21 protein-coding genes and 1 tRNA gene are annotated in these 17,804 nt (G+C 68.2%); 11 read left to right on the top strand and 11 right to left on the bottom strand.

What is annotated here, in order from left to right; genetic code table 11:
• Positions 1-447, bottom strand: a 447-nt coding sequence (locus AB0M27_RS35530; protein WP_365728094.1) for a hypothetical protein, incomplete at its 3' end; no start/stop codon positions are given.
• Between the two features lie 437 nt (positions 448-884).
• On the opposite strand from AB0M27_RS35530, the gene AB0M27_RS35535 reads away from it, so the two are divergent.
• Entirely contained in the window at positions 885-3,473 is a 2,589-nt protein-coding gene (locus AB0M27_RS35535) for an AAA family ATPase (protein WP_365728096.1), read from the top strand.
• Between the two features lie 83 nt (positions 3,474-3,556).
• Entirely contained in the window at positions 3,557-3,889 is a 333-nt protein-coding gene (locus tag AB0M27_RS35540) for a hypothetical protein (protein WP_365728098.1), read from the top strand.
• Positions 3,890-3,896: 7 nt separating this feature from the next.
• Here the strand turns inward: AB0M27_RS35540 and AB0M27_RS35545 are convergent, their stop codons facing one another.
• The 3 genes from AB0M27_RS35545 to AB0M27_RS35555 all read right to left on the bottom strand — a co-directional run bounded on the left by AB0M27_RS35545 (position 3,897) and on the right by AB0M27_RS35555 (position 5,268).
• Entirely contained in the window at positions 3,897-4,394 is a 498-nt protein-coding gene (locus tag AB0M27_RS35545; RefSeq protein ID WP_356300409.1) for a phosphoribosyltransferase, read from the bottom strand.
• Between the two features lie 13 nt (positions 4,395-4,407).
• A complete protein-coding gene (gene dcd, locus AB0M27_RS35550) occupies positions 4,408-4,983 on the bottom strand; it encodes a dCTP deaminase (RefSeq protein WP_055705140.1) in 576 nt (191 codons plus the stop codon).
• 126 nt (positions 4,984-5,109) lie between these two features.
• A complete protein-coding gene (locus tag AB0M27_RS35555) occupies positions 5,110-5,268 on the bottom strand; it encodes a hypothetical protein (protein WP_365728100.1) in 159 nt (52 codons plus the stop codon).
• A 281-nt stretch (positions 5,269-5,549) separates the two neighbouring features.
• Between AB0M27_RS35555 and AB0M27_RS35560 the strand changes: the two genes are divergently transcribed.
• A tRNA-Gly gene (locus AB0M27_RS35560) sits at positions 5,550-5,623 on the top strand.
• 270 nt (positions 5,624-5,893) lie between these two features.
• On the opposite strand, the gene AB0M27_RS35565 is transcribed toward AB0M27_RS35560, so the two are convergent.
• A complete protein-coding gene (locus AB0M27_RS35565; protein ID WP_365728102.1) occupies positions 5,894-6,946 on the bottom strand; it encodes a metallophosphoesterase in 1,053 nt (350 codons plus the stop codon).
• A 263-nt stretch (positions 6,947-7,209) separates the two neighbouring features.
• Positions 7,210-8,856, bottom strand: coding sequence for a hypothetical protein (locus AB0M27_RS35570; protein WP_365728103.1), 1,647 nt, complete (start codon positions 8,854-8,856; stop codon positions 7,210-7,212).
• A gap of 654 nt (positions 8,857-9,510) precedes the next feature.
• Here AB0M27_RS35570 and AB0M27_RS35575 point away from each other — a divergent pair.
• Entirely contained in the window at positions 9,511-10,062 is a 552-nt protein-coding gene (locus tag AB0M27_RS35575) for a hypothetical protein (protein WP_365728105.1), read from the top strand.
• Here the strand turns inward: AB0M27_RS35575 and AB0M27_RS35580 are convergent.
• Positions 10,019-10,390 (bottom strand): transposase, encoded by a 372-nt coding sequence (locus AB0M27_RS35580; RefSeq protein WP_365728106.1) that lies wholly within the window; start codon positions 10,388-10,390, stop codon positions 10,019-10,021. The two genes, AB0M27_RS35575 and AB0M27_RS35580, sit on opposite strands and share 44 nt — an antisense overlap.
• A gap of 29 nt (positions 10,391-10,419) precedes the next feature.
• Here AB0M27_RS35580 and AB0M27_RS35585 point away from each other — a divergent pair, with 29 nt between their 5' ends.
• From AB0M27_RS35585 to AB0M27_RS35595, 3 genes are all read left to right on the top strand, one after another.
• On the top strand, positions 10,420-10,614 hold the full coding sequence (locus AB0M27_RS35585; RefSeq protein WP_365728109.1) for a hypothetical protein: 195 nt from the start codon (positions 10,420-10,422) through the stop codon (positions 10,612-10,614).
• 130 nt (positions 10,615-10,744) lie between these two features.
• Positions 10,745-11,452 carry a serine/threonine-protein kinase gene (locus AB0M27_RS35590; protein WP_365728111.1) on the top strand — a complete coding sequence of 236 codons (708 nt, stop codon included), beginning with the start codon at positions 10,745-10,747 and terminating at the stop codon, positions 11,450-11,452.
• A gap of 115 nt (positions 11,453-11,567) precedes the next feature.
• Entirely contained in the window at positions 11,568-11,987 is a 420-nt protein-coding gene (locus tag AB0M27_RS35595) for a hypothetical protein (RefSeq protein ID WP_365728113.1), read from the top strand.
• Positions 11,988-12,487: 500 nt separating this feature from the next.
• Here the strand turns inward: AB0M27_RS35595 and AB0M27_RS35600 are convergent, their stop codons facing one another.
• Together AB0M27_RS35600 and AB0M27_RS35605 are read right to left on the bottom strand one after the other, a co-directional pair.
• Entirely contained in the window at positions 12,488-12,826 is a 339-nt protein-coding gene (locus tag AB0M27_RS35600; RefSeq protein WP_365728115.1) for an XRE family transcriptional regulator, read from the bottom strand.
• The gene (locus AB0M27_RS35605) at positions 12,823-13,113 is read right to left on the bottom strand and encodes a type II toxin-antitoxin system RelE/ParE family toxin (RefSeq protein ID WP_365728116.1); all 291 of its coding nucleotides are present in this window, start codon (positions 13,111-13,113) and stop codon (positions 12,823-12,825) included. Before AB0M27_RS35605 ends, AB0M27_RS35600 begins: the two co-directional genes overlap by 4 nt.
• Before the next feature lie 564 nt (positions 13,114-13,677).
• On the opposite strand from AB0M27_RS35605, the gene AB0M27_RS35610 reads away from it, so the two are divergent.
• The 4 genes from AB0M27_RS35610 (at position 13,678) to AB0M27_RS35625 (ending at position 15,630) form a co-directional block, all read left to right on the top strand.
• On the top strand, positions 13,678-14,226 hold the full coding sequence (locus tag AB0M27_RS35610; protein ID WP_365728118.1) for a hypothetical protein: 549 nt from the start codon (positions 13,678-13,680) through the stop codon (positions 14,224-14,226).
• 569 nt (positions 14,227-14,795) lie between these two features.
• Entirely contained in the window at positions 14,796-15,011 is a 216-nt protein-coding gene (locus AB0M27_RS35615; protein ID WP_033320602.1) for a type II toxin-antitoxin system VapB family antitoxin, read from the top strand.
• Positions 15,008-15,430 (top strand): PIN domain nuclease, encoded by a 423-nt coding sequence (locus AB0M27_RS35620; protein ID WP_365728121.1) that lies wholly within the window; start codon positions 15,008-15,010, stop codon positions 15,428-15,430. The genes AB0M27_RS35615 and AB0M27_RS35620 overlap by 4 nt, the downstream gene beginning before the upstream one ends.
• A gap of 56 nt (positions 15,431-15,486) precedes the next feature.
• Complete coding sequence (locus tag AB0M27_RS35625; RefSeq protein ID WP_365728123.1) at positions 15,487-15,630, top strand: hypothetical protein; 144 nt, start codon at positions 15,487-15,489, stop codon at positions 15,628-15,630.
• A 181-nt stretch (positions 15,631-15,811) separates the two neighbouring features.
• Here AB0M27_RS35625 and AB0M27_RS35630 read toward each other — a convergent pair whose 3' ends face one another.
• Positions 15,812-16,480 (bottom strand): response regulator transcription factor, encoded by a 669-nt coding sequence (locus AB0M27_RS35630; protein ID WP_365728124.1) that lies wholly within the window; start codon positions 16,478-16,480, stop codon positions 15,812-15,814.
• Complete coding sequence (locus AB0M27_RS35635; RefSeq protein ID WP_365728126.1) at positions 16,477-17,769, bottom strand: histidine kinase; 1,293 nt, start codon at positions 17,767-17,769, stop codon at positions 16,477-16,479. The genes AB0M27_RS35630 and AB0M27_RS35635 overlap by 4 nt, the downstream gene beginning before the upstream one ends.
• Positions 17,770-17,804: the final 35 nt, after the last annotated feature.

Raw genomic sequence — 17,804 nt, forward strand, 5'->3', positions numbered from 1 at the left:
GTTATTGTTGTTGTTGTTCGCCCCGCCGCCGTTGTTGTTGTTATTGTTGTTGTTGTTCGCGCCTCCGCCGTTGTTGTTGTTATTGTTGTTGTTGTTCGCGCCTCCGCCGTTGTTGTTGTTATTGTTGTTGTTGTTGCGGTGACCCTTCTTCTTGCCGTTGTTGTTGTTATTGTTGTTGTTGTTGTTCCCGCCTCGGTTGTTGTTGTTATTGTTGTTGTTGTTGTTCGCCCCGCCGCCGTTGTTATTATTGTTGTTGTTGTTGTTTCCGCCGCCGCCGTTGTTGTTATTGTTGTTGTTGTTGTTTCCGCCGTTGTCACTTGGCGCCATCGCGTGAGTGACCGTAGGCGTCGGGGCGGCGAAGGCGGCGGACGGTACCAGGGCGCCTCCCGCGGCCAGTGCAGCCGAGGCGGTCAGCACCGCAGTACGCTTTGCGATCTTCTTCAGCATGATGATTCCTTTTCGATGATCCGGATTGTGCCGATTCGGATTCGGAGCCCACTTCATTTCGCGGAGGATTCTCCGAGTGAGCCATCCGTTCGACCTGATGATTCAATTAGGCCCCGGCACTCCGCCCGCGTCATTCCCCGAAATCTCGTGACTTGACAGACGACGGCAACCTGTTGTTTCCTACGTTCTCTTTGGCTGGACGCTCTACCGGAGTCGTGCCGGTTCGCGCCCCGAGAACTGAGGAACCCGGTTCTGGGCTTCTTTCGTCAGCATGCTCTGCCGCAGTCGGGGGGCACATCGGGTGGACACCCCAAGTTCCACCCCGGCACACCCCACGTCCCACCCCAGAATCCCGAGACAGCACCCCACCTGCCGACCTGTCTTGATCGGTCTGGATCTTTTGCGCGCCTCCGGCCACAGAGGGAAACTGGCTGGTGATGGACCTGCTAGAGCGAGAGGGCGTGCTCCAGGACCTCACCGGTCACCTGCACGATGCCGTGAGCGGCCCTGGACGTCTGGCCCTTGTGCGCGGCGAGGCCGGCATCGGCAAGACCAGCGTCGTCAACCGTCTTGCCCGGCTGGCCGATCCCCATATCCGGGTCCTGGTCGGTGCCTGTGACCCGCTGGCCACACCCCATCCCCTGGGCCCTCTGGTGGACCTGGCCCCGCACTTGGGCCGGGCGGCGCGAACGGCCCTGACCGGGGCGTTGGCCGGCACCTGCCGTTCCGACGAGGTCTTCGACTGCCTCCTCGCCGACTTGAGCTCCTATCCCAGCCTGCTGGTCGTGGAGGACGTCCACTGGGCCGATGAGGCCACGATGGACCTGCTGCGCTACCTGGCCCGACGCCTGCCGAGCGTTCCGGCGCTGGTGGTGGTCACCTACCGCGACGACGAGATCGGCCGCACCCACAACGTGACCGCGCTCCTCGGCACCCTGGCCGGCTATTCCTGGGTGTACCGCCACGACCTGGCACCGTTGAGCCGTCGGGCCGTTGCCCAGCTGGCCACCGGACACGCCGTCGACGCCGAGCAGCTGTATCAGGTCTCCGCCGGCAACCCCTTCATCGTCACCGAGATCCTGGCCGCCCCCGACGAGCCCATCCCGGCCACTGTGCGCGAGGCCGTCGCCGGCCGCCTGGCCGGCCTGTCGGACGCGGCACGCGGGGTCGTCGACGTGCTGGCCGTCCTGGGGCGCCGGGTCTCGCTGCCGCTGCTGGCGGGCATGCTGCCGGCCTCGGAGGAGGCGCTCGACGAGGCCGTGGCCTGCGGAATCGTGCGGACCGACGAGCATGTGACCGAGTTCCGCCATGAGCTGACCCGACTGGCGGTGCTGGAGTCCGTCCCCGCCGCCTACCGTCTGCGGGTGCACCGGCAGGTGCTGACGGCGATGCAGTCCCGCCCGGTCGCCGCGGACGACCTGGCCCTGCTGGCCGATCATGCCGAAGGTGCCGGGGATGTGACCGCCGTGTTGGAGTACGCGCCCGCTGCGGCCGCTCATGCCGCCGCGTCGGGCGCGCACCGGGAGGCAGCCGCCCAGTACGCCCGCGCCCTCAGGTACGCCGACGGCCTGCCGCCCGACCAGCACACCTTCCTACTGGAGGGCCATTCGCGGGCCTGTCTCCTGTCCAGCCGGCTGGACGAGGGGGTCACGTCTCGCCGCAGGGCGGTGCAGCTGCGCCGTGACCTGGGCGACCGGCTGCGCGAGGGCGAGGACCTGCGCTGGCTGTCGAGCTGGCTGTGGCCGGCCGGGCGGACCGTCGAGGCCAGACGGACCGGCCTGGACGCGGTGCGGGTGCTCGAAGCACTGGAGCCGAGCCGGGAGCTGGCCCGGGCGTACCTGAACCTCTGTCAGCTGGCCTGCTACGGGCACGAGGGCGTTTCGGTGGCCACCGCCTACGCAGACAAGGCGATCGCTCTGGGTGAGCGCTTCGGCGATGCCGGGGCGGTCGTCCAGGCCCGCTTCCATGCCGCGGCGGCACGCATGCTGAGCGAAGGGACCGGCTGGGAGGACTGCGAGCAGGCGGTTTCCAGCGCGATGGCGCAGGATCTGCCGGAGGACGCGGGTCTCCTGGCGCTCACCATGTGCTGGTTGACCGCGCTCCAGCGTGATGCCGCCCGGACCGCTGCGGCCGTGAACCGGGCGGAGGTCTATTGCCTCGATCGCGACCTGTTGTCGTACCTGCTGTGCACGAGGGCCTGGGGCAGCTGGGGGCTGCTGAACCGGGGCCTGTGGCCGCAGGCCGCCGACGCCGCACGGAACGTTCTGTCCCACCCCAGCTCACCGCCGGTCGTCCGGGCCCTCGCCCTGACCGTCCTGGCCCTGGTGCGGGCCCACCAGGGCAAGGCCCAGGTGTGGCCGCTGCTGGAAGAGGCGGCGAGCCTGGTCGACTCGGACTGTCTGCTGGACACGGGCCTGGGGTGGGAGGCCCGGGTCGAGGCGGCCTGGCTGGCCGGTGACCACGAGCGGGTGCGGACGGAGGCACAACGCGGTCTGGACGCGCTGGCGGACCGTACCCATCCCTGGCTGTCCGGGCCTCTGGCCTGCTGGATCCGCCGCGTCGGAGGGACACCCCCACAGGTGGCCGCGGCCGGACCCTACGCCCTGGAGCTGGCCGGCGACTGGGCCGGCGCCGCCGCCCAGTGGGACAGGCTCGGCTGCCCGCACAACGCCGCGCTGGTCCGCCTGTCCGGCGACGCGCCCGCGCTGCACCAGGCTCTGACCGCCTTCGAGGCCCTCGGTGCCCGGCCGTCCGTGGCACGCACCCGCGCCGTGATGCGTACCCACGGTGTCCGCCCGATCCGGCGTGGCCCGCGGGCGGCCACCCTGGCCAATCCGTACGGCCTGACCATCCGGGAAATGGACGTCCTCAAGCTGCTGCACGAGGGCCTGTCGGATGCCGAGATCGCCGCCCGCCTCTACATCACCCCCAAGACCGCCGGGCATCACGTGGGCGCGGTACTGATCAAACTCGGCGTTCATTCCCGCCAGGAAGCCGCCCGCAAACTCCACCATTCCGAGCGTTGAAGTCCACGCGCGACTTTGAAGTCCACTCGCAACTTCTACGGGTGATGAGAATGCAGAAAGCACCTTCGCGGAGCGTCAGCCGCGTGGTCGCGGCCGCCTCCTGTTGCATGGCGCTCGGCGCATGGGGCGCGGCAACGGCCGAAGCAAGTGTCCTGCCACAGAACTCAGGGTCCGCACCGCAGTCCGCACCCACGAAGTCGGCACTTCGTTGTTATGCGACGCAGAGCAACCCCAACGCGACCGTGTGCTACCGGTATTCGTGGAAGGCCGAGTACAGGCACGGCGAAGTGGTCTATGTCCCCGTCCTCATCCAGGTGCCCACGCCGTCACCCACGCCGTCCGTGACGATCGTCGACAGCCTGAACGACATCCGCCCGACCGACACGAGCCCGGGCGACGGTCCGGTCCCCCGTTGATCGCGCCTCAGGCGTCGAGAACCTGCCCGGCCCGCTGCACGACGGGCGGCTCGACGCTCCAGGGGAAGTTGATCCAGTCGTCGGTCCGCTTCCAGACGTACTCGCACTTCACGAGGGAGTGGGACTTCTCGTAGATCACCGCCGAGCGCACCTCGGCGACGGTGTCGAGGCAGAAGTCGCGCACGAGCTTCAGCGTCTTGCCGGTGTCGGCGACGTCGTCGGTGATCAGCACCTTCTTGTCGGAGAAGTCGATGACGTTCGGGACGGGCGCGAGCATGACCGGCATTTCCAGGGTGGTCCCCACCCCGGTGTAGAACTCGACGTTCACCAGATGGATGTTCTTGCAGTCGAGGGCGTAGGCGAGGCCGCCCGCGACGAACACGCCGCCCCGGGCGATGCTGAGCACGATGTCGGGCTCGTACCCGTCGTCGGCGATGGTCTGCGCCAGCTCGCGGATGGCACCGCCGAACGCCTCGTAGGTCAGGTTCTCCCGCACTTCACTCATGTTGCTGTGGCCCTCACACCTGGGTCCGATGGAAATTGACGTAGGACCGCGAGGCGGTCGGCCCGCGCTGCCCCTGGTACCGGGAGCCGTAGCGCTCGCTGCCGTACGGGAACTCGGCGGGTGAGGACAGCCGGAACATGCACAGCTGGCCGATCTTCATCCCCGGCCAGAGCTTGATGGGAAGCGTGGCGAGATTGGACAGCTCCAGCGTCACGTGCCCGCTGAACCCGGGGTCGATGAACCCGGCGGTGGAGTGCGTGACGAGCCCGAGCCGCCCGAGCGAGCTCTTCCCCTCGAGCCGAGAGGCAAGATCATCGGGCAGGGAGATGACCTCGTACGTGGAGGCGAGCACGAACTCCCCGGGGTGCAGGATGAACGGCTCGTCGCCCTCCGGCTCGACCAGCCGGGTCAGATCGGGCTGCTCGACCGAGGGGTCGATGTGCGGGTACCGGTGGTTCTCGAACACCCGGAAGTAACGGTCCAGCCGAACATCGACGCTCGACGGCTGCACCATGGATTCGTCGTAGGGATCGATCCGTACCCGCCCGGCGTCGATCTCGGCCCGGATGTCCTTGTCTGAGAGAAGCACGTAGCGAGGATACGCAAGGCGCGCGGAGCCGTGACAATCGTGACGACTCCGCGCGCCTGTGTTACTGGGTGCGATCTCTGTGACGACCGCTTGCCTCTGTTACCGCTGCTGCCTGTACCGGGCCCGCTAGCGCTTCTCCAGGGCGACCGGCACCACGTTGCGGAGCCGGGCGCACCGGGGGCACCTCATGAGCCGGCCGGGGCCGAGCCGCTCGGCCTGCTGCATCGGGAACGAAGCGGTGCTGAAGACGTGCCCGTCCGCGCAACGGACGACGGTGCGTTCCATCAAGTCCCTTAAGTCCCTTCCCCAAGAGCCTCGTCGGGCGTACCGCCCTGACGACAAAAGCCACATTACGGGATCAAAGACGCGACTCTCCAGGCGGCACTCCGACCTCCCCCGACCCCTCCGCCAGGCCTCCATGGTACGCCCCAACTCGCCCCACCCGCAGCCGGATCCCACCCCTGAAACAGACTCAGACCCCCGCGCCTCGGCACCAGGGGTCTGCGATGATGTAGAGTGAGCAAGCGTCCGGACATCGACTCCGCCAGGATCATGTCCGCACTTACGCGGGTGTAGTTTAATGGTAGAACATCAGCTTCCCAAGCTGAGAGCGCGAGTTCGATTCTCGTCACCCGCTCCAGGATTGAGGCCCAGGTCAGCGACCTGGGCCTTTTTGCTGTCCTCGGTGATCACTGGCCGCGTGCCTGATTCGTGCCAGCAGGCTTGTCGCCCGCCTTCTTGGCTGCGGCGGCCCGAGCCTTCCGGACGGTGGCGTCGAGGCCGGCGGCGACCTCCTCTGCCGCTCCTCGTCCGAGTGCTGACAGATCAGCGCCGCTTAGTCGGACGACTGCCCAGCGCTTCCGGCACCAGCGCCGGGCCCGGGGCCGGGACTCCGGCGTCGGCCGCAGAGTCAGGAGCCGGAGCCGTCCAGGGGGATCCGGGTCCAGCTGAGGACCTGGGGGCTGTGCGGCTGGACAGTGACCTTCACGTAGTCCTTGGCGTTGTTGGAGCCGTCGACGGTGATGCGGTGCAGGTTGGGCACGGCGGTGGTCAGGTGATAGAACGACAGCCACGAGGAGCCGGCGGCCAGCGGCTGGTCGCTGTTGTAGAGGTGGCTGTCGCCGTTGAAGAGGTAGACCGGGCCGTCGAAGGCGGCCGACTCGCGGGCGATGGCGTCGACGATCGGCTGGAAAGCGTAGTAGTCGGCGTAGGAGGGATCGCTGACGGTGGGGTCGAACATGTCGGCCTGCATCATCAGGGTGACGGCCCGGCCGTGATGGCGGCGGGCCGAGGTGAAGGTGTCGTGGATGGACTCGATCACCGACGCCGTACGGGCCAGTACTTCGGCGGCCTGCTCCGAAGTGGGCTGGGTGTTTCCGGTCCACGGCTCCATGCTGTTGTTGCTGCCCACCACGTCGACCGCGGCGAAGGCGACGCCGGCACGGGTGTAGCGGACGTCCTCCGGGACACCCTCGTCGGCCTGCGAGGTCACCCGCACGCTGTTCTGGCCGAGGGTCCAGCCGGGGCGGGCGAAGAACACCTGGCGGATCTTGGCGAGACGCTCAAGCGGGTTGTACGAGCCGTTGTTCGGCCGGTGGCAGTCGGTCCACTCGTTGTCGCCCACGGTGTACACCAGCGGGTCCTTGAACTGGTCGAAGTCCGACTTGATCATCTGAAAGTACGCGTCGCTGCACACCGTCGAGCCGTTCTTGATGTCCCCGAGGTGCGTGACGAAGGTGACGTCGGGGTCGGCGTTGATCTGGTTGATGACGTGCGGGAAGTCGGCGATCTCGGCGTCGCCGTAGGGCATGTCGCCGAACACCGCGAAAGTGAACTGCGTGTCGTCGTTGGTGGTGCCGGTGTCGGCGGTGTCCGGGCCGGCCGAGGCGGTCCCGGCGGACACGGCGAGCGTGAGCAGGCTCAGGGCGGCGGTGGCGGACAGGGTGTGGCGCCACGATCTCATCGGGTTCTCCCTCGCGGTCGAGCGGCCCGGGTGGGCCGGGGACACGGCTGGTCAGCAGCCGACGTGGGGGGAGCTGTGCGGCCCGCAGCGGCGCGGGCGGCAGTCGCTGATCGGCCCGGCGGGGAGTCTGGCGGCCCCGGTTGGCCTCAAGGTCGGTGGGTGAACGGACGGGCGGTGAACTCTTGTCAGCGCTCCGGTGGCCGATCGGCGAGTGAGGCGGGACGTGAGCATCGGTCGCCGTCCCGCCCCAACTGGCTGCACCCCTACTTGTCGGCCGGGGTGATCTCCCAGGTGGTGTTGTCGCCGTGCTGCTGGGTCCAGAACAGCCGCCAGCCGTCACGGAACAGCGTCGGTACCTTGGCGCCGAGGATGCCGTCCGTGCCCGGGTCGCCGTCGGAGACGTGGATGCCGGTGATCTCGTTGTCACCGTCGTTCTGGATGCCGCCGTTCACCGAGGACAGCATGTTGTCCAGGGTCGCCGAGGGGTCGCGGCCCTCGGCCAGGAAGCGCACCGGCTGTGCGCCGCGCGAGTAGTCGGTTGTCGTGGCGAAGACGTATCCGGAGTCCAGGGCGTCCCGCTGGGTGTGCACGGTGTCGCTGGCGTCCTCGACGAACGCGACGTGCGTGCGGTCGAGGAAGGTGACATTGTCGATGCCGGTGTGCGCTTTGTCGCCGGCGTAGAAGACGCTGAGCTTGCCGTCGTTTGAGCGCGGGTCGCTCTGCGTGAGCTTGTAGAGGGTGCCCCAGCCGCCGTAGCCGTCATTGGCCGTGCTGGTGGTGTTGGTGTCGCCGGTGGCGTCGAAATAGAACTCGCGGAAGTCCGTGCCGGGGCGGAACTGGCCGTTCTCCGGACGCTTGAACGGGGTCGCCTTGGCCGCCTTCGCCAGGGCGTTGGCGTCGAACGCCCTGCCAGTGGTGTCGGTCTTGGTGTCGTGGATGGTCACCCAGTGGGTGCGCAGGGCCGGACCGTAGTTGGTCAGGTCCTTCTCGTCGTCGGTGAACGCTCCGCCGGTGGGGTGCGCGCTGTCGACGTTCTGGTACGTGATGGGCGAACCGCTGCGGCGGGAGACCACCTGCAGTGCCTGGAGCCTGCCGCCCTTGGTGAGGTCGTGCTTGTCGTAGGGGATCAGCCGGTAGACGAAGCTGTTGGGCACCTTCGTCTTGTTGGCGACCGTTGTTCCGCCGGTGTCCTCGGCCATCCACAGGTTGCCGGCGGAGTCGTTCTGGATGCCCTCGTATCCGGCTCGTCCGGTGACGAAAGAGATGTCCTGGACCTTCGAGTTGATGTCCGGGGTGGCCTGGAGCACGGCGCCCTCGGCCCCCTCCTCGGAGGTGAACAGCAGCCGCTTGGCCCACGGGTCCCAGGTGGAGCCGTCGATGGCGGGAATGCTCGTGCCGTCGGTCTCCTTGGTGGCCAGCAGCGTCACGCGGTGCGCCTGGTCTGCGTCGAGGTTGACGCGGGTGATGTACCCGGCCTCGCCGCCCTCGTGGCCTTGGAAGAGGAAGTGCGTGCCGTACGGATACGACGCGTCGGCGCCGTGCTGACCGGACAGCCTCAGGTAGGTGTTCTTGTCGGGCTCGGTCTTGCTCGCCTCGATCTTCACGCCCGGGGCCTGCTTGATGTCGGGGTCGGGCAGCAGCGTGCCGTCGCCGAGGTATCCGTAGTACGGGACCTGGTCGGTCGGGTTCTCCAGCTTCAGGGAGCCCTGCGCGACGGGGTGCTCGGTGAGCCCGGGCGACAGGACGTTCGGAGCGGTCACGCCGCGGGCGTCGGTGACAGCCGGCACCGACGACCAGGCGGCCACGCCGCCACTGGCGTCGGCCGCACCGGAGGACAGTGCGAGGCCGGCACCGATTACGCCCGTCGCCACCGCTGTTGCGACAACGCGGCTACGTCTCTTCTTGGCCATGTGCGATCACCTTCCAGATGAGCGAGGGCACACAGTCAAGGCACAGCCGCCGTCACAGGATGGCTGGATCGGTGTCAGTCCGATTGATGATTCGTGAACATTGCGCGGCCTTGCCCGGCAAGGCTGTACAGCAGCGGAGTACAGCAACTACCGCAACCACAGGGGGCCTACAACCGCACCGGCCAAGACTGGTCATCGGCGGGGCCACCGCTCGCTCTCTGACAGCGCCTCCGCGATGCACCTGCCGGGACCAGGCGTGTGCAACCACGACGCCGCTTCAACAGCTGATCTCCGTACGAGGCGGCCCGCGCGCTGCAGCACTATCAGTGGCGTCGGCCTCTCCCCCCGAGGTCCCGTGCCCTCCGCGTGCCGGTAAGGACGGAAAACCACGGTCAACAGCGGTGCGATCCGACCCACACGACCACTCCAAAGACCTGGTGTCTGCCCTGATCAGAGCCATGGAGCCCACCCAAGCGCCGTCGCTTCCCAAGCTGAGAGCGCGAGTTCGATTCTCGTCACCCGCTCCAGAGAGAAACCCCAGGTCAGTGGCCTGGGGGTCAAGCTGCACGCATCGTTCTCGACCATCAGGAGTGCTTCGACAAGATCCTGTGGGAGTGGTGACCTGTCGTGTCGCCGCTCCTGTGGAGGTTGTGGATGCCGTCGGTCGTGGGGTTGCTTGAACAGCGCGAGCTCGTTGCCCCGCGTCGGGTGGACGAGCTGCGGGAGGAGGCCGACCGAATCCAGGCCGAGCTGGCCTTGGCCGAGCGGGACTGGAAGGAATGGGCCATCGCCCGGGCGCGGGTCGGCGAAGTGCTGGACCCGGTCGAGGAGACCGTGCAGGGCCACGACCAGGTCGGCCGGACAGCGCCGACCGCCGGCGGACGGGCCGAGCAGACGTCGTCAGCGGCGGGAGCCGCGAAGCCCAGGTCGCAGGTGCCGGTATGGCGTCAGGGGCTGGCCTGGTCGGCACTGTCGGCGGACTATCAGCGCATCCCTGAGGCCCTGGGGGACCGGCACCGGCTCCATCACGGGCCGTTGACCTGCCAGGAGTTGGCCGTGATGTTCGGCCTGGACGCGGTGCCGGCCAAGGTGGAGGCGCTGCCGTCGAAGGCGAAACGCCTGGTCTCGCGAGGCTGGCTGGCCGAGCGGCAGCCGGGCCGGTTCACCCTCGCCCAGGGTGTGGCCGGGCAAGGCGGCGCGTCATGAGCAGGGTCATCGACCAGTAGACCATCGTCTCGGCGCTGGTGGTGCGGCGTTCGAAGTCGCGCGCCAGGCGGCGGGTGCGCGTCAGGTGGGCGAAGAGGCGCTCGACGATCCACCGCTTGGGCAGCATCACGAAGCCGCGCATGTCGTCACTGCGTTTCGCGATCGCCAGGACCAGCGCGAACGCGGCCAGGCAGTGCTCGACGAGGCTGCCGGTGTAGCCGCCGTCGGCCCAGACCAGTTCCAGCCGGTGGTGCGGATTGCGCAGGGTTACGTGGTTTGGCCCGAAGCACAGCAGGGGAAGAAGGCACAGCCACGGCATCGCATGCATCGGGGCGCAGGGCAAATCGGGGGGCGCACGTGGGAACGCTCGGGGCCCTGAAGCCGGAAGACCCGAGACAGGTCGGCCGCTACCAGATCGTGGCACGCCTCGGTGTAGGCGGGATGGGCCGGGTCTATCTGGCGCGCTCCCCAGGGGGCCGCTTCCTCGCGGTGAAGGTCGTATGCCCTGAACTGGCCGACGACGATGACTTCCGTCGCCGCTTCGCCCGTTAGGTTACTGCCGCCCGACGGGTCAACGGAGTATTCACCGCCGGCGTGGTCGATGCCGACCCGAACGGTTCCCCAGCCTGGCTGGCCACCGCGTACGTCCCAGGCATATCGCTGTCCGACGCCATCGCCGGACATGGACCCTGGAGCAGCCAGCCGACCCTGGCGCTCGGCGCCGCGCTGGCCGAAGCCCGACCTCAAGCCATCTAACGTACTTCTCGCCGTCGACGGCCCCCGCGTAATCGACTTCGGTATCTCTGTCGCGACCGGGTCCAGCCTGCTGACCGAGGCCGGCATGACCATCGGCACTCCCGGCTTCATGTCCCCCGAACAGGTCTCAGGCCGTGCGGTCGGTCCCGCCAGCGACGTCTTCTCCCTCGGAGCCGTACTCGCCTACACCGCCACCGGTGTAGCCCCGTTCGGAACCGGCACCTCGCACGTGCTGAACTACCGCACACTGCACGGACAGCCCGACCTCCGCCGCCTGCCGCCAGCACTTCACCAGGTGGTCGCTGCCTGCCTGGCCAAACAACCACAGCAACGCCCGACGGTGAGCACGCTACTCCACCAACTCGCCCAGGCAGGCCGTAGAGGCGAGCAACCGGAAGCTGTCACGCTGCAGCTCACTGGACTTGACTGGATGCCCCACGAGGTCGCCCTGCTCGTCCGAAGGCACAGTTCTGCTCCACTACCCCAGATGTCGCCCCCCGGCACCAGCTTCACCGACGGGACTCCGCCCGCCTTCCAACCCCGCACATCCGCCCACGAACGGTGTGGCCCCAGTTACCGACCCCGATCCGATGGAGCCGCGCAACACATCAACCCGGGCCGGGACGCAGACTGACGGAGACCCTCCGCCTCTGCCGGGGTCGGCACCGCCACATCTCGCAATTCCTCCGGTTGGCCTCTCCTCCGACCGCCGGGGGCGGCTGACCCAGCGAAGCGAAAAAGGTGGCACGTTGGCTGCCATCGGTCTGGTGCTCGGAGCCATCGCTTCAGTGGTGATGATTCTGCAGTTCGTCGGAACTCCCCAACTGCCGCACGTGGACCCGACACCCGATCAATCCAAGAGTCAGCACGCGGACCCGACCGCCGATCAATCCAAGACCGTGCCGGCCGCCATCCAGCTGACACCCGAGTCCGGCCGGGCGGGATCAACGGTCATCGTGAAGGGCGAGGGATTCACACCGAACCAAAAGGTCGAGATCCACTTCCATTCAAACAAGGTCGCGGACTCCCTCCCCGACAGCAACGGCCGCTTTACACTCACTTTCAAAGTCCCGCTGTTCTACGGCCAGTTCCCCGACTCCTACAGCGTGCAGGCCGTGCAGGCGTTCACCATGAACAACGACGACGCAACCTTCAAGGTCACCGGTTGAACTCTCGACCTTCGACGATTTCGTTGATCGTCGCGTGGGTCGCCCAGGTGGGTGCCTTCGTCGCCGCCCTGGAGACGGGACGCACGTCCTGGACGGCCGTGCGCTCTGGGCAACTCGATTATGACTGGCCGACTGCGTGATCCGTTCCGGGTCACTGGCAAGATGCTCGTTCCCCGAGCGCAACACCGGCTGACGTAGGCACCCGCAACAACGTCCAACGGTAGACAACAGAACGAGGCAAACCGGGCCAACCAGCTCATACGGCCACCTGCGAACGAGAAAAGCGCGCCGATCAGGGCGGCAGACCTCGCGCAAACCCATCGCTCCCCAGGCTGAGAGTGCGAGTTCAATTCTCGTCACCCGCTCCCGTACGAAGGCCCAGGTCAGATACCTGGGTCTTGTCCATTGCCGAGGGCTTTCCATGCCCGCGCGGGTGCTTCCACGGTTGCTGAAGCGCGCCGAAGAGCTGTCCGTGCCGGGCGCCAAGAGGGGCAGCCGGCTCAGGCGACGGTGTACTCCGCATCCCCGAAATCCGCGACAACGCGCAGCCGACCACCCAGCGCTTCCACATAAGCCCGGAGCGTCGCCACCTCGGCCCGGTCCAGCTCGCCGTGCTCGATCGCGGAGACGCGAGGTGCCGAGACCCCCATGGACGCAGCAACCTGGCGCTGGGTCAACGCCTGCTCACGCCGGACCTCCGCAAGCTTGTAAGCACGTACCTCCGCGGTCAGCCTGTCCATGGCTGCCTGCTTCTCCTGAGCCGAACGCACCGGCAGACCAGCGGCCTCGCGCCGTTCACGCGCCTTGCGCTTGGCCTCCTCCCAGCTGACCGTGCTCATTCATACTCCCTGGTTTCAAGATCAGTTACATGCGCCCGGTAGCGCTCCTCGGCGATCGGGACGTTGACGTCGTACCAACGCTGCCAGTTTCCGGCCTTGTCGCCGGCCACCAGCAGCACGGCCCGGCGCACCGGATCGAAAGCGAAGAGGATCCGGATCTCGCTGCTCCCGGACGAACCCGGTCTCAGCTCCTTCAAGTGATGATTGTCGGCACCCTTGATCCGGTCGACCAGCGGGCGACCGAGCGTCGGGCCCGTGGCCGCCAGCATGTCGACGGCGTCTTCCACCTGTTCGGCGCTGTCTCAGTCCTTCTCGGCCAGCACCTCGAACCATGCCGCGACCTCTGCGACGAGGACCACTTCCCATTGAGCCACGAACCCCGTGTTAACGCAAGCATTAACATGGGCTGTGCTGAAGCGGTCGGCAGCTGCAAACCTCGTCTCGACCCGCGCGGCGAGTGAACGTACCCACCCGGTGCGGTTGCAATGACCATCCCCGGGTCGCTCCCCGCGACAGGGCACCGGGCTCGCCGCGATCCGCCAAGCGCCGCTGGCAGCTCGGCGTCTCTGACGCAAGCCCATAGCGTGCCCGTAAGAGCGGACAGTCACGGTAAACAGCAGTGTGATCCAACACGCCGACGGCCCAGAATCAGCCGCGTGTGACCAGGCCAGAGGGCACATGACTGGACAAGCGCCGCCGCTTCCCAAGCTGAGAGCGCGAGTTCGATTCTCGTCACCCGCTCTTCTTGAAGTCCCAGGTCAGTGGTCTGGGGCTTTCTTGTTGTCCAGACCTTTTATCGGCCCTTGCGCTCCGGACACGGCTCGAGATAGGGCACAGGAGGGCAAGGCGTCGTGGGCACGGAGGGCAGCCGGCCGGATCCCGGATCGCGGCCCGCCTTGCGGCTCGTCTCCGAAGAGGCGGCGTGGGCGTTGGCCGAGCGTGGCGTGCGTGCGTCGGTCGTGCGGCTGCCGCAGTCGGTGCACGGTGAGGAGGACAAGGCCGGCTTCATCGGGCGCCTGATCGCCATCGCGCGGGCGCAGGGCGGGTCGGCCTATGTGGACGACGGGTCCCAGCGCTGGGCCGCAGTGCACCAGCTCGACGCTGCGCGCCTGTTCCGGCTGGCCGTGGAATCCGCTCCCGCGGGCGCCCGGCTGCACGCGGTCGGTGACGAGGGCGTACCGGTGCGGGACATCGCCGAGGCCATCGGCCGGCGCCTGGACCTGCCGGTGACCGGCCTGTCCCGGGACGAAGCCGACGGTCATTTCGGCTTCCTCGGCGCCGTCCTCGCGCGGGACAACCCGGCCTCGAGCACACAGACCCGGCGGCTACTGGGATGGCAGCCCGCGCAGCCCGGGCTCATCGCTGACATCGAGAAAGGCCACTACTTCACCGGTCGGTGATGTGGAGACACTGGAGGACACCGAGATGGATTACGTTCTCGATCCCGAGCTGGCTGCGGCAGCACCGATGATCCCAGCTCTCGACCTGTCCGATGTGCCGCGCATACGTGCTCTGGCCGGGCAGTATCTCGGGTCTGTCCCCCGGTACGAGTCAGCCCGGGTGTTGCGTGTCGATGCACCACTACAGCGGAGCCTTCCACCTGGCGCACATGATCCCCGGTACAGCCATGGGCAACCGTCTGATCGCCGCGCGGATCGACGCCATCCAGCGACTGCTGCCCGGACTCGCGAGCCGCAGTTGGCTCCAGATGTGGATCACCCAGGGCCACGCCCGCGGGAGCGGTGTATCCACGGGTCGCACTTCAGCCCGGCCGTTTCGGCAGACCGCGACCCGGGGCTCATGTGGACTCGCACCGCATCCCCCGCTGTGCCTGTACACCGGCAAGATCGTCGTGATCGTTGGTCACGGAAGCGCGACGCCGGCTGATCATTCCCCAGGTCGACCACCTGGTCATGTATCGCTTGAGATATCATTGATGGCGTTGCTGATATCAACGGAGGTGGTCGGTGTGAGTCGAACCGTGATCGATCTCGACGACCAGCTGGTGGCAGACGTGGCCAAGGCCCTCGGCACCAGCACCAAGAAGGAGACGGTCAACACCGCTCTCCGCGAGGTCCTCGAGAACCGGCGGCGCGCTCTGGCGCTCACCCGCCTGCGCGCCGCGGCGGAGGAGGGCGCCTTCGACCTGGACCTCTTCGAGGACAAGGGGAACTACCGCCGGTGAACGCCGCGCAGTTCCTGATCGACACCAGCGCACTCGCCCGGCTGCTGCGTGGCGATGCCGAGCAGTACGGATGGGACCAGGCGGCAGCAGCCGGGCTGATCGCCACCTGTCCCGTCACCGAGCTGGAGTTCTTCTACAGCGCGCGTTCCGCCGCCGACCGCACACAGGGCATCGAGGACATGCGTGTGCTCTTCGGCTGGGTACCGGTCGACGATCGCGCCTACGACCGCGCCTGGCAGGTCCAGGAGATTCTCACGCAGCGTGGACAGCACCGCAGCGCCGGAGCCGTCGACCTCGTGGTGGCCGCCACGGCCGAGCTGCAGGGACTGACCCTCCTGCATCGCGACCGGGACTTCGAGTGCATCGCCGCCGTTACCGGCCAGGCCCTCCAGTGGTACGGCCCTGAAGCCGGCAAGTGAGCTGGGTCGAGCGTTGTTCCGAGGAAGCACGAGAGCCGACCCCGTACAGCCAGGCGGTGCGGACGGTGTACCTCCACCATGCTCCGGCTCGCCGCCCGGCGTGTGCCCTGGACGTCGTCGACGACCAGCACGGCCAGCCCACCTGGTCGTACGCCCTGGCACAGCAACTGATCAAGCTCGGACAGGCCGTCGCCGGCTGACCGTGCTTCCTCGAAGAGGGAGCGCGGTCGGATGCGGCCCAGTACAGGTGAGAAACGGCGAAGCAGACCCGGGGGCCTTTGCCGTCCGGGCCGGTGTCCTTGCGACCGTGACCTCGTCGTCGAAGCACGCGCCCAACTCCTTGCCGGCACGCGGCAGATCATCCGGGACGTGACCCGCCGCTCAGTCCGAGTGAGGTCGGGCCAGGCCGTGGTCGTAGGCGAAGATCACTGCCTGGATGCGGTCGCGGGCGCCGATCTTGGACAGGACGCGGCCGACATGCGTCTTCACCGTGGACTCCGACAGGACGAAACGCGTGGCGATCTCGCCGTTGGTCCAGCCCTTGCCGATGGCGACGAGGATCTCGCGTTCGCGGTCGGTGAGGGCACTCAGGCGCGGATCCTCGGCGAAGCCGTCGCCGCCGGGTGGTACGAGTCGGGCGAACTCGTGGAGGAGGCGGCGGGTGAGTGCGGGCGCGATCACCGCGTCTCCCACGGCCACGGCGCGGATGCCGGCGAGGAGTTCCTCGGGGCGGGCGTCCTTGAGGAGGAAGCCGCTGGCTCCGGCCCGCAGGGCCGCGTGGACGTACTCGTCGAGGTCGAAGGTGGTCAGGACGAGGACGCGGGAGCGGTCGCCGGCGGCGACGATACGGCGCGTGGCCTCGATGCCGTCCATGCCGGGCATGCGTACGTCCATGAGGACCACATCCGGGCGGAGGTCGGCGGCCTTGCGCACGGCTTCGGCTCCATGTGCCGCTTCCCCGACCACCTCCGTCTCGGGTACGGAGTCCAGAAGCATGCGAAAGCCGTACCGCTGAAGCGGCTGGTCGTCCACGAGGAGCACGGTGGTCACCGGGCACCGCCCTCAGGAGCGAGGTCCAGGGCGGCGCGCACCGTCCATCCCGGGCCCGCAGGACCCGCGCTGATGTGTCCGCCGTAGAGAGCTGCTCGTTCGCGCATGCCCACCAGGCCGTGTCCTTCCTCGTTCGCCGTGCCGGGACGCCCGGCCGGTGCGGGTGGGCCGGAGTCCTGGACGGTGATGGTCAGCCGTGCGTCCTCCACGACGATCGCCAGGTTCGCACGGGCGCCCGCGCCGGCGTGTTTGAGGGTGTTCGTCAGGGCCTCCTGCACTATGCGGTAGACCGTGAGCTGCACCCCGCTGTCGAGGGCGTCGACGTCACCGGCGGTACGGTAGACGACCTCCAGGCCGGCCGCGCGTACCCCCTCGCACAGCGCGTCGATGTCCGTCAGACCGGGCTGCGGGCTCAGCTCGGGCTCGCCCCGCGGGCCGTCCGCCTCACGGAGTACGCCGAGCACCCGCCGCAGCTCGCTCAGGGCCTGGCGACCGGTGTCGCCGATGAGGTGCAGTGCCTCCTTTCCCCGCTCCGGGGAGGCGGCGGTGGCGTAGGCGCCCGCGTCGGCGAGGGTGATGATGACGGACAGGTTGTGGCCGACGATGTCGTGCATCTCGCGGGCCACCCGCGCCCGCTCTGCCGCGACGGCGAGCCTGCCCCGCTGGTCGCGTTCGATCTCCAGCCGGGCCGCGCGGTCCCGCAGCCCGGCCAGCTGAGCCCGCCGGATGCGGATCATCAGGCCGAGCGCGAGGGCCGCGGTCGCCGTGCTGAGCAGGAAGAAGAGCGCGTCCCAGACCGGCACCGCCGCCGAGACCCGCGCCGCGACCAGGCCCAGCGCACCCGCCATGACCGCGCAGGCCCACGGCAGCTGCCCCAGCCGCCCGTGCAGGGCCAGGCTGTACAGGGCGACGAAGAGGGCGACGTCCGCACGGAGCGCGGCGCCGAGGGACCACTGGACGACGAACACGGCCGTGACGGCGCCGAAGGCCACTGCGGGTGCCCGCCGCCGCCACAGCAGCGGCAGCACCAGCCCGGCCTGCAGGGCCAGCATGCCGACCGCGGGCAGCCGGGTGAACGCCAGGCGGAGGCGGCGCGGGCCGTCGCCGTCCCCGCGGATCGCGCCGATCGCGTGCAGCAGGTCCGGCAGGCAGAACATCAGGAAGACCAGCACCACCACCGCGGTGTCCAGCACCCACGGACGGGCCTGGTCGGCGTGCCTGAGCCGCTGGCCGGCCCGGCCGAGCCGGGCGACCAGCGGCCCCATCCCGCTGAGATCATCGGTGGTCATGGAGTTCACCCACCCATGATGCGCGCCCATGACGC

The organism is Streptomyces sp. NPDC052107, from assembly GCF_040680215.1.
Classification (GTDB): Bacteria; Actinomycetota; Actinomycetes; order Streptomycetales; family Streptomycetaceae; genus Streptomyces.